Genomic DNA, 10,835 nt, shown 5'->3' on the forward strand with positions numbered 1-10,835 from the left:
TCCGCGTAGGACGGTTTAAGGGCGAAAGTCCAAGTGGGGAATCTGGTGGGCTGTGCATAAAAATCCTGTACAGCAAGTCCAGAACTGACGCGCAACGGTGATAGAAGCTGGCTTCTTCAGTCCGAATGCCACCCCGGTGAGAACCTCGCGATTGGGTGCGTGAAACGCAATTCAAGCCCGCTCGTGTGTGGAGTGCCATGCAGAGTCTGGAAACAGAGCAGGTGTGCCTGACCCTCAAACCTTCAAGCCTCATTCTGGATTTTCTGGAGCCCAGAACCATCCTTTCGAGTGCGCCGTTCAATGGTGGCCTGACCCGCGCCAGGTACGTGCTGAACCGCACCGTGGGCATGGAGTTCTGCCCGGTGGATGTGCAAGAGGCGGTCAGACAGGAAATTCAGGCAGTGAACCTTCCTGCAGACCAGACCGTCTGCTGCCTCACTGCAGTGGATGTCTGGAAGTTTGGCGAGGGCCGCGCAGAAGAACAGGGCATCAGCGCCACCGCTTTTGTGACGGCAGGGCTGGGCAACCTGAGTGCTCCGGGCCTGACGCCGATCAGTGACCACAAGCCTGGAACCATCAACAGCGTTGTTTGCATTGAAGCGAACCTGCCCACAGCTGCACTGGTGGAAGCCGTACAGATCGTGACTGAGGTCAAAGCCCGCATGCTGCAGGGACGCCAGACCCGGGAAGGCCATGCAGGAACAGGCACCAGCACCGACACTGTGACCATCGTGATGCTGGGCGGCAGAGATGAAAAATATTCCGGTGCAGTGACCCCGGTGGGTCGGGCTGTGGCCCGGGCCTTTGAAGATGCATTCCGGGAGGCCATCAAATGAGCAGCCAGCCCCACACCACCAAACCCTATGAGAAGCCCACCGGAGAGCGCAGAGGGCTCGTCATCATCAACACCGGAAACGGCAAAGGAAAAACCACGGCTGCTCTGGGTTTGCTGGTTCGTGCCCAGGGAAGGGGCCTGAGAACCCGCCTTCTGCAATTCATCAAGCATGAAAGTGCAAACTTTGGAGAGCACCGCAGCCTCAAAACACTTGGCATCCCCTTTGCAGGTCTGGGAGATGGTTTTTCCTGGACCAGCAAGGATCTTGACCGCAGCAAGGAGATGGCACAGGCTGGATGGCAGGAGGCAAAAGCGGCCATTTTGTCCGGTGAATATGACCTGCTGGTGCTTGATGAGGTGACCTATCCCATCAACTGGGGCTGGATTGACGTTCAGGAGGTGCTGGACACCCTGAAAGCCAGACCAAAAATGCTGCATGTGGTCCTGACCGGACGCAAAGCCCATGAGCTTCTGGTTGAGTTTGCAGACACCGTGACAGAAATGCAGCCTGTGAAACACGCCTTTGAAGCGGGCGTTCCAGCCCAGAAAGGCATCGAGCACTAGACCATGCGCATGCTGCTGTTCCTCGGGGTGGCTGCAGTGTACCTCCTGATCACGTTTCAGGTGCTCAGGCGTCCATCGAGTGTGATGCAGGATGTGGGCCTCAGGTTTGACAACATCAACGGCCTGAGTGAGTTCCATGCCATTTATGTGGGCATCTGGTCGGTGACGGCGGCCATGCTGATCTATTCGGCATTCTTTCCAGAGGAGCGTGCACTGGCGGTGTTCGCGGCCCTGATGGTGCTTGCCCAGCCCATTGGAAGGATTGTCGCCCTGTTCAGGGGGGGCCTGCCCCGGGGAAAAATGCAGCTGATGTTCGTGCTGGAAACCATTGGAGGACTGTGGCTCTGCTTTCTGGCCTGAGTGTGCTGCTGGCTTTTTTGCTGGATCATCTGGGCGAGCCTCCCATGAAATTTCATCCGGTGGTGTGGATGGGAAATTACCTCCGGGCAGCACGCCGACTCCTCTTCAAAGACTTCTTCGCAGGTCTGCTGGGATGGGGGGTGGGTGCTGTGCTGGTCCTGGGTCTGGCAGCAGGGGTGCAACTGGCGATTCATCAGATGTCTCCTGGCTGGCAGATTCTGCTCACCGCAGTCTGCCTGAAGCCCCTGATGGCCTGGAGTGCCCTGAGAAAAGCTGGAGAAAGTGTCCTGCTTGCTCCAACTTTGCAGGAAGCCAGACGGGAGCTCTCCTGGCATCTGGTGAGCAGGGACACTTCAGAACTCAGCGAAAGTGAGGTGATGGGGGCCGCCATGGAATCGGTGGCAGAGAACCTGTCAGATTCACTGGTGGCTCCGCTGTTCTGGTTTCTGATTGGAGGCCTGCCCATGGTGGCTTTCTACCGTTACTGCAACACCGCAGATGCCATGTGGGGATACCGCACGCCTGAACTGGAGCACTTCGGCAAGGTGGCCGCCAGGGTGGACGACCTGCTGAACCTGATTCCTGCCCGTCTCACGGGCCTGCTGATCTGCGCGGTGCACCAGTCAAAACAGGCCTGGAACACCATGAACAGAGATGCGCTGAAAACTCCGAGTCCCAATTCCGGTTACCCGATGGCAGCACTGGCAGGTTTGATCGGGGTGAGGCTCAGCAAAAGGGACACCTATGATCTTGGCGCAGGGTTCCGAGATCCTGAGAAATCCGATCTTGCTCTGACCCTGAAAGCCCTTCACCGTGTGGCATGGATCAGTGTGGTCTTTCTGTCAGGGGTTTCATGTTTCCTCTGATCGCAAAAGCCCACCATGGGGGCAGGCAGGACGATCTGGCCCTGCTGGATTTCTCTGTGAACAGCAACCCACTTGGTCCGAACCCTCTGCTCCTGCAAGCCTGGCAACAGGCAGACCTGACCGAGTATCCAGAACCCACCTACCTGCAGACCCGCACAGCCCTTGCCCACTGGCATCAGGTTCAGCCTGATCAGGTGGTGCCGGGGGTTGGAGCGAGCGAACTGATGTACCGGATCTGCTTTGCCCTTTTAAAGCCTGGAGATGGGGTGCTGTCTATTGGCAGTCCCTTTGGTGAGTTTGCCCGTGCTGTCGGGTTGTGCAGGGCAAAACTGACGGTGACGGACCGGATTCATCCCCAGTTGAAACCTGTTCGGTTGCTGTACCTGTCCAACCCGCACAACCCCAGCGGTCATTTCGTGCAGGACCTGCAGCCTTTGCTGGAGGTCGCAGAACATGTGCTGCTGGATGAAGCTTACCTGCCTTTTCTGGGGATTCACGCAGAGGGACTGCCTGATCGGGTGATCCGTCTGCAGTCTCCCGGGAAGGTGCATGGTCTGGTGGGCATGCGCATGGCTTACGCCCTGTGCAGTTCAGAAGTGGCAGAGAAACTCATCAACCTGCAGAGCTCCTGGCACATCCCAGGCAGTCTGGATGTGGTCCTCAGGCACCTGCCAGAAGCCCAGAACTTTGTGGAAAGGACCCTGCCAGAGGTCAGACACAGTGCACAGAAACTCGCTGCTGCCCTGAAGGTTCCTTTTTGTGGGGTTCCCTTTTTGCTCTGTCCCATGCCTGACACACCACGTCTTGTGCGTTTCCTGCTGGACCGGGGGATGCGGGTCCGGGACTGTTCCAGCTATGGGTATCCTGACTTCATTCGCGTGAGCACACAGCTGGAAAAAGACGTTCTTTTACTGGAGGGGATCAAGACTTTTTATGGCTCTTAAAACCATCATGCTGATGGGGTGCACCTCGGATGCAGGGAAGTCCTTCCTGACGGCTGCCCTGTGCCGGTATTACGCCAATCAGGGGTACCGGGTGCGCCCCTTCAAAGCCCAGAACATGAGCAACTTCGCTGCTGTGACCCGGGACGGTCTGGAGATGGGCCGTGCCCAGTACCTGCAGGCCATTGCTGCCAGAGCTTTGCCAGACGTCAGGATGAATCCCGTACTCCTCAAACCCATGGCGGACACCCGCAGTGCAGTCATCGTGATGGGACGTCCCGATGCTGAAATTTCTGCTTTGCCCTGGTTTGATCGCAAGCCCAGGCTGTGGGGGGTGGTGCAAGAAGCCCTGCACAGTCTGCAACAGGAAGCCGAAATTCTGGTGATTGAGGGGGCAGGGAGCCCTGCCGAGATCAACCTCAAAAAGAGCGATATTGTGAACATGCGGGTGGCAAAAGAGGCCCAGGCAGACGTGTATCTGGTGGCTGACATTGATAAAGGTGGGGCGTTTGCCCACCTGCTTGGGACCTGGATGTGCCTGGATGAGGATGAAAAAAAGCTGGTCAAAGGGTTCATCCTGAACAAGTTCCGAGGGGACAAAACACTCCTGAGAGAGGCCCCGATGTGGCTTGAGGAGCAGACCGGAATTCCTGTGGTGGCCATTGTGGACATGCTGCCTCACAGGCTTCCCGAGGAGGACACCCTGCATTACCGGGCAGAGCCAAAATTCGGTATGAAAAACATCGCCCTGCTGTGTTATCCCTTTGCCAGCAATCTGGATGAGTTTGATCCTCTGATCCATCAGCCTGGCCTTCAGGTGGTGCCCCTGCGTGAAGTGCGGAATCTGGAGGTCTTTGATGCCCTGATCCTGCCCGGCTCACGCAACACGGCAGAATCCATGCGCTGGCTGAACAGCACAGGATGGAGCGCACAGATTCAGAACTTTGCTGCCCAGCAGAAACCCATTCTGGGGATCTGTGGTGGCTTGCAGTTGCTGGGCCGTCAGATTCTGGACCCTGCGCACCTGGAGAGCGGAGACATGGCTGGACTGGGTCTTCTGGATCTGGAGACCACCCTGGACCCGGACAAGACCACCTTGCAGACCACAGTGGAGCATGAGGGGCAACCTCTCTCTGGCTATGAGATCCATCATGGAGTGACCCGCAGCCTCGGGGCCAGTCCCTGGTTGCCTCAGAACCTGGGGTGGCAGCAGGGTCAGGTCAGAGGAGCATATTTGCATGGGCTCTTCGAAAATCGACACTTTGTTCAGGATTTTTTGAACATCCTGAACATTCAGGCTGAAGTTCTGGACTGGCAGACAGAAACAGAGCAGGAACTGACCAGAATTGCGGTACAGGTGGTCAAAGACTCTGGCTGGGAGCGGGTTTTGACCTGATTGTGCATGATTTTTCGCACAGAATGTCAGAACCCGCAGGACAAAAGTCCAAAAAATGCATGAAATCCTGCTAGACGTTCAGTGATTTTGGGCTTGACTGCACAAATTGAATATGCAATCTGCAAAGAGGGCTACTCTGAAATCATGACGCGCCTTCTTCCCCTGCTCGTGTTGCTCAGCAGCCCCGCCCTGGCTGCAAGTGGCAAGATCGATACGGGAGACACGGCCTGGGTGCTCGCCTCAAGCGCCCTCGTGCTCCTGATGACGCCCGGACTGGCCCTCTTCTATGGAGGTCTGGTTTCCACCCGCAGTGTGCTGAACACCATGATGATGAGTTTTGCCGCCATTGCCATCGTGTCGGTGCTGTGGATCTTCTTTGGTTACAGCCTGGCTTTCGGTGAAGGCTCCTGGATCGGCAACCTTTCCCATGTCGGTCTGCAGGGCCTGGACAACCAGGTCTGGGGAACCATCCCCGAGTACGTTTTTGTGCTCTTCCAGACCGGATTTGCCATCATCACCCCTGCATTGATCAGTGGCGCAGTGGTGGAGCGCATGCGCTTTGGTGCCTACCTGCTTTTCATCACCCTCTGGAGCATTCTGGTGTACATCCCCCTGGTGCACTGGCTCTGGACCCCCGATGGATGGCTGGCGAAACTTGGCGTGCTGGATTTTGCTGGAGGCCTGCCCATTGAGGTGGCCTGTGGATTCTCTGGTCTGGTGGCTGCAATGGTGGTGGGTGGCCGCATGGGCTGGCCCAAACGTCCGGTGCTGCCCCACAACATGGTTTACGTGCTGATCGGGGTCGGGCTCCTGTGGTTCGGCTGGCTGGGCTTTAACGCTGGATCTGCGCTGACCGCTGGAGAAAGCGCAGGAAGGGCCATCACCGCCACCAATGCTGCTGGTGCTGCTGCCATGCTGAGCTGGATGCTGTGGGAATACCTGCACTCCAAACGGGCCACTGCCCTGGGTGCAGCCACCGGAAGCATTGCCGGACTGGTTGCCGTCACCCCTGCAGCAGGTTTCATCAGTCCACTGGCTGCACTGTTGCTGGGTTTCCTGGCAAGCACCGTGTCTTTCTGGATTCTGGCTTACAAGCACAAGCTGAAATTTGATGACTCCCTGGACGTTTTCGCTGTGCACGGCATGGGTGGAGTGGTTGGCATCCTCTTCACCGGGCTCTTTGCCTTCACCACCGGACAGGGCAAAGCACCCCTGGTGCAATTTGGGATTCAGGCCCTGGGCCTGGTCTTCACCATCGGATTCTGTGCTGCCCTGACGCTCGTCAGCCTGAAAATCACCCAGATTTTCATTCCCTTGCGGGTCAGTGTGCACGACGAGAGCATTGGTGTGGATCTGGCTCTGCATCAGGAATCGGGATACAACAACGATGATTTTGGTTTCTCCACTCCCGAAATCAACAACCTTGCGGCTCCAGTGTTGATTTCATCAGATTGATTTGACGGATTCAGCCAAATGAAAAAGGAGGACTCTTTGGAGTCCTCCTTTTGATGCCAGTCATGCAGTGTTTTTTGCTGAGGGCTGATCGCTGACGGCCGTTAGAAGTCTTTTGCGCCTTTTTCCACCACGTAAGCCTTTTCGATGCGGTCAGGCTGGATGAAAGCAGAGGGACGCATGGGGTCAATCCGCTGAATTTTGTCCAGCACGTTCAGGCCTTCGGACACGCGGCCAAAGACGGCGTGCTTGCCATCGAGCCAGGGGGTGTCCACGAAGGTGATGAACAGCTGGGAACCGTTGGTGTTGGGGCCACGGTTGGCCATGCTCAGGACACCTTTGCCGCGGTGACGCAGGGTGGGATCGAATTCGTCTTCGAAGCTGTAGCCAGGGCCACCACTGCCAGTACCAGTGGGGTCTCCGGTCTGGGCCATGAAGTCTTCAAGCACCCGGTGGAACACGATGCCGTCGTAGTAGTGGTTGCGGATCAGGAACACGAAGTTGTTGACGGTGACAGGGACCTGATCGGCGTACAGGTCGATCACCAGACGGCCCTTGCTGGTTTCAAACACGGCTTTGTACTGCTTGCCGGGTTCAATGCCATCTCCGAGTTCAGGGGCCTGGCGGAATTGGGTTTTGCGTTCGCTGGACAGTTCAGGGGTGAGGGTGAAACCTTCGGGAATGTAAAGTTCGCTCATCCTCAGCATTGTATGACAAGAGGGCCAGAAGAGATTGCGGTTTTGCTTCTTTTATGGTGGAGGACACCAAAAGTGGAGGGGGAGCACAGGCTCCCCCTCCACCTGTTTCTTGCTGCTCAATCGTTCCTGCTGCCTGTGAACAGGTACACGTATTCCAGAAGCTGGGCCAGGGCAATGGCAAAGCCTGCAATGTAGGTGAGGGCAGCAGCAGTCAGGACTTTTCTGGCCCCGCTGTTCTCCTGCAGGCTCAGGAGGCCTTTTTGCTCCAGTTGCCTGAGGGCACGGCCAGAAGCATCAAACTCCACAGGCAGGGTGATCAGGTGGAAGGCCACTGCAGCAGCAAAGAGAATCACCCCAAGCAGGGTCAGGCCGCTCAGTTTGAACATGAAGCCCAGGATCACCAGCAGAGGACCAAAGTTCGATCCAAACATCAGGGCAGGGGCAAGCTGGCTTCTGAGCACCAGTGCAGGGTTGCGGCTGGCATCCTGCTGGGCATGTCCCACCTCGTGCGCAGCGATTGCCGCCGCTGCCAGGCTGGGCTGGGAGAAGTTGTGTTCACTCAGGCGCACCACCTTCTGTCTGGGGTCATAGTGATCGCTCAGAAAGCCAGGAGCCACCTCCACGGGAACATTGTGGAGTCCAGCCTCATCAAGCAGGTGGCGGGCCACCTGTGCCCCGGTGAGGCCACGGGTGTTGCGGTGCTGGCTGTAGGTGCGGTAGGTGCGCATCAGGTAACCCTGGATCAGAAAAGATCCAACGATCAGGAGGATGATCAGCAGGGTGAAGGGTGTGAAAAGCATGGAGACCTCCTTGAAGGTCATGTGGCAGGAAAGAGGCCACATGTACAGGGGGAACACATTCCCCTGTACATCAATATGAGGTCTGACCCTCAGAAGTTGCTTTTTTTGTGGTGTGGAACAGAAAATGAAGGATGTCTAAAGTGTCACCACCCTGGTCACAACCCTGCAGCTTCAGTGGGGTTATGCTGAATCATGATCAATGGACTTGACCACGTACTGGTTCCTGCACCCAGACACAGCGAAGAGGCCGCCCGCAAGTTCTATGGCTCTTTTCTGGGCCTCACTGAAATTGAGAAGCCTGCAGCCCTGCAGGGTCGCGGAGGATTGTGGTTCGGGCTTCCTGATGGCAGGCAGATTCATGTGGGCATTGACGAGCCCTTTGTGCCCCAGAAAAAAGCCCATCCCTGTTTCAGAACCGCAGACCTTCAGCAGGTGATGGGCCATTTTGAGCAGCATCAGGTGGCTTATACCCTGGACACCACGCTGGAGGTGCACAGAATTTTCACCACTGACCCTTTTGGGAACCGTCTGGAAATCGTGCAGGGAGCACACATCACCACGCCCCTCACCTGACCCTCGCACATGACAAAACACACCCGCAGCCATGGGGTTGCTGCGGGGTGGGGTAGTGGGGGAGAAGCATTCAAGGATGGGGTGCACTTTCGTGCTGGCAACAGAAAGACGTTACTTGTCTTTAGTATAGATCGAAACGGTCTTCATGCTGTCGGGTTCGCCTTCAGCAGGGGCTTCATACTTCTTGATCTTGTCCAGAACATCCAGTCCAGCAAGCACTTTTCCGAAAACGGTGTATTGCCCGTTCAGGCTGCTGGCCGGGGCCAGGGTGATGTAGAACTGGCTGCCGTTGCTGTTGGGGTCCTGGGCACGGGCCATGCCCAGAATGCCTTTTTCGTCGAAATTCAGGTTCTGGCGCACTTCCAGACCAAACTGGTAACCAGGGCCGCCCTGACCCCAGGTGTTGCGGTCCTCATTCAGGGTGTTGGGGTCGCCACCCTGCACCACGAACCCATCGATCACCCGGTGGAACTTGATTCCGTCGTAATAGTGGTTGAGGGCCAGGAACACAAAGGAATTCACAGAAGCCGGGGTGTCTTCCTCAAAGAGGTCCATCACGATGTCGCCCTGGGTGGTCTCGATTCTGGCAACGTAATCGGTGTTGTCTTTGAGGATGCGGTCCGGTTCTTCCTTGAAAGAACGCACAGGTTTGTCGGTCAGGGATTTGACCTGGGTGTACCCTTTGAGAACTTCATCTGCACTGACCGAAGGTGTGGTTTCTGCAGGCGTGGTTTCAGGGGTCTCGGTGGTGCTCTCAGTGGTGGTTTCTGGCGTGGTGGAGGTGGAGGTGTCCTCTTTGGGTTTGCATGCCACAAGCGATGCAGTGAGAAGTGCTGCACAAAGCAACCATTTCGATTTCATACTCCATCATTTTACGCACAGGGAATGAGTGTATTACCATAAGCCCGTGACTGTGATCATCACCATCGATGGCATTGCAGCGAGCGGCAAATCCAGTGTGGCCTCGCGTGTTGCCAGCAAACTGAACATCCCCTACATCAGCAGCGGTTATCTATACAGGGCCGTGACTTACCTGGTGTATGTCTCTCAAATCGACCCTTCAGACCAGGAAGCCATTGTGGCTGCCCTGCACACCCATCCCCTCACCCTGATTCCAAAACCAGAAGAGAACGAAGTCTGGCAGGGAGAGGAGAACTACACCCCATTCCTGCACACCACAGAGGTGGATCTGACGGTCAGTGAGATTGCCCGGCATGCAGCAGTGCGGACCTGGGTGACCGAGCAATTGAAAGACCTCCCCCCTCCTTTTGTGGCAGAAGGTCGGGACATGGGAACGGCAGTGTTTCCCCACGCGCATCACAAGTTCTACCTGACGGCCAGTGTTCAGGTGCGTGCACAGCGTCGGGCAAAAGAACGCCCTGAAGATCTTGAAAGCATTCAGGCAGCCCTTGAAATGCGGGACCGTGAAGACCGCATTCAATCAAAACCTGCTCCAGATGCTGTGGTGATCGACACCAGCGACCTCACCCTGGATCAGGTGGTGGAGCAGATTCTGAAAGGAGTGCAATGATTCCGATTCCCTGGATGTATGACCTGACAGTGACCCTGGCGAGCTTTCTGGTGTATCCAGCAGGCCTGAAAGTCATGGGCAGAGAAAAGCTTCCCAAGACTGGACGCCTGATTGTGGCAGGCAACCATGTGGGCAACATGGACCCTTTCGTGATCACCATTGCTGCAAAACGTCGGCTTCGCTTCATGGCCAAAAAAGAACTGTATGCCAATCCGATCATGAAGTGGTACATGCTGAATGTGGGGAACATTCCGGTGGACCGCCAGAGCAAGAGTGACATTGCCTCCATTCGCACCTGCATCAAGGCTCTGGAAGAAGAAGAAGCCCTGGGGATTTTCCCGCAAGGCACCCGGGGAGGTTCCCAGGTGATGGGAGGGGTTGCCCTGATTGCCCTGAAAGGGAAAGCACCTATCATGCCTGTTTATGTTGAGAAGAAAGGCAAATGGATTGTGCGTTTTGGAGAGCTGATTGAGCCCCAGGGCACAGTGCAGGAGCTCACCCACAAATTTGCAGAAGCACTGGAGAATCTAAAGCAGCTGTAATCAGGCTGAAAAAACGATGAAGCATTTCTGGGACAGAACTTACATGGTTCTGTCTTTTTTGCGCATGAGAGATTGACATTTTTTCCTTGAGAAAGTTATGCTTGTGGGCACAAAAAGCTGGATCAAGTTCACGGTTGCCTAGGTTGGTGGCAGCCATGGGTAAGGTTTGTAACAAATGCTTTTTGTGAGGTGATGAATGTATAAAAAAGCGCTTGGTTTGTCGATGACCACAGCAATACTGTTGATCGGGTGCAACAACTTCAAAGCTGATGTTGCT

Annotated in this window: 14 protein-coding genes; 10 read left to right on the forward strand and 4 right to left on the reverse strand. The window is 56.0% G+C overall.

Going from position 1 to position 10,835, the window contains the following annotated elements; all coding sequences use genetic code 11:
* Positions 1–197: 197 nt before the first annotated feature.
* From DC3_RS25265 to DC3_RS25295, 7 genes are all read left to right on the forward strand, one after another.
* Positions 198–836: an adenosylcobinamide amidohydrolase gene (locus DC3_RS25265; protein ID WP_146890202.1), complete on the forward strand. Its 639-nt coding sequence runs from the start codon at positions 198–200 to the stop codon at positions 834–836.
* Positions 833–1,399, forward strand: a complete 567-nt coding sequence (gene cobO, locus DC3_RS25270; protein WP_146890205.1) for a cob(I)yrinic acid a,c-diamide adenosyltransferase — start codon at positions 833–835, stop codon at positions 1,397–1,399. Before DC3_RS25265 ends, cobO begins: the two co-directional genes overlap by 4 nt.
* Positions 1,400–1,408: 9 nt before the next feature.
* Entirely contained in the window at positions 1,409–1,759 is a 351-nt protein-coding gene (locus DC3_RS25275; protein ID WP_186816258.1) for a DUF4345 family protein, read from the forward strand.
* A complete protein-coding gene (gene cbiB, locus DC3_RS25280) occupies positions 1,738–2,625 on the forward strand; it encodes an adenosylcobinamide-phosphate synthase CbiB (RefSeq protein WP_246130808.1) in 888 nt (295 codons plus the stop codon). The genes DC3_RS25275 and cbiB overlap by 22 nt, the downstream gene beginning before the upstream one ends.
* Positions 2,613–3,569 carry a pyridoxal phosphate-dependent aminotransferase gene (locus DC3_RS25285; protein WP_186816259.1) on the forward strand — a complete coding sequence of 319 codons (957 nt, stop codon included), beginning with the start codon at positions 2,613–2,615 and terminating at the stop codon, positions 3,567–3,569. Before cbiB ends, DC3_RS25285 begins: the two co-directional genes overlap by 13 nt.
* Positions 3,559–4,962, forward strand: a complete 1,404-nt coding sequence (locus DC3_RS25290; RefSeq protein ID WP_222594830.1) for a cobyric acid synthase — start codon at positions 3,559–3,561, stop codon at positions 4,960–4,962. The genes DC3_RS25285 and DC3_RS25290 overlap by 11 nt, the downstream gene beginning before the upstream one ends.
* A 144-nt stretch (positions 4,963–5,106) precedes the next feature.
* Positions 5,107–6,417: an ammonium transporter gene (locus DC3_RS25295; protein ID WP_146890214.1), complete on the forward strand. Its 1,311-nt coding sequence runs from the start codon at positions 5,107–5,109 to the stop codon at positions 6,415–6,417.
* Positions 6,418–6,518: 101 nt separating this feature from the next.
* On the opposite strand, the gene DC3_RS25300 is transcribed toward DC3_RS25295, so the two are convergent.
* On the reverse strand, positions 6,519–7,112 hold the full coding sequence (locus tag DC3_RS25300; RefSeq protein WP_186816260.1) for a peptidylprolyl isomerase: 594 nt from the start codon (positions 7,110–7,112) through the stop codon (positions 6,519–6,521).
* A 116-nt stretch (positions 7,113–7,228) separates the two neighbouring features.
* Positions 7,229–7,912 carry a zinc metallopeptidase gene (locus DC3_RS25305; protein WP_146890219.1) on the reverse strand — a complete coding sequence of 228 codons (684 nt, stop codon included), beginning with the start codon at positions 7,910–7,912 and terminating at the stop codon, positions 7,229–7,231.
* A 192-nt stretch (positions 7,913–8,104) separates the two neighbouring features.
* On the opposite strand from DC3_RS25305, the gene DC3_RS25310 reads away from it, so the two are divergent.
* Positions 8,105–8,485 (forward strand): VOC family protein, encoded by a 381-nt coding sequence (locus DC3_RS25310; RefSeq protein WP_146890222.1) that lies wholly within the window; start codon positions 8,105–8,107, stop codon positions 8,483–8,485.
* 111 nt (positions 8,486–8,596) lie between these two features.
* Here the strand turns inward: DC3_RS25310 and DC3_RS25315 are convergent, their stop codons facing one another.
* Complete coding sequence (locus tag DC3_RS25315) at positions 8,597–9,346, reverse strand: peptidylprolyl isomerase (protein ID WP_146890225.1); 750 nt, start codon at positions 9,344–9,346, stop codon at positions 8,597–8,599.
* Positions 9,347–9,392: 46 nt separating this feature from the next.
* Between DC3_RS25315 and cmk the strand changes: the two genes are divergently transcribed.
* Both cmk and DC3_RS25325 read left to right on the forward strand, forming a co-directional pair.
* Positions 9,393–10,016 carry a (d)CMP kinase gene (cmk, locus tag DC3_RS25320; protein WP_146890228.1) on the forward strand — a complete coding sequence of 208 codons (624 nt, stop codon included), beginning with the start codon at positions 9,393–9,395 and terminating at the stop codon, positions 10,014–10,016.
* Complete coding sequence (locus tag DC3_RS25325) at positions 10,013–10,558, forward strand: lysophospholipid acyltransferase family protein (RefSeq protein WP_146890231.1); 546 nt, start codon at positions 10,013–10,015, stop codon at positions 10,556–10,558. The genes cmk and DC3_RS25325 overlap by 4 nt, the downstream gene beginning before the upstream one ends.
* Here the strand turns inward: DC3_RS25325 and DC3_RS29620 are convergent.
* On the reverse strand, positions 10,512–10,835 hold a 324-nt coding region (locus DC3_RS29620; RefSeq protein ID WP_222594831.1), incomplete at its 5' end, for a hypothetical protein. The two genes, DC3_RS25325 and DC3_RS29620, sit on opposite strands and share 47 nt — an antisense overlap.

Origin of the sequence: Deinococcus cellulosilyticus NBRC 106333 = KACC 11606 (assembly GCF_007990775.1) — a bacterium.
Taxonomy (GTDB): domain Bacteria; phylum Deinococcota; class Deinococci; order Deinococcales; family Deinococcaceae; genus Deinococcus_C; species Deinococcus_C cellulosilyticus.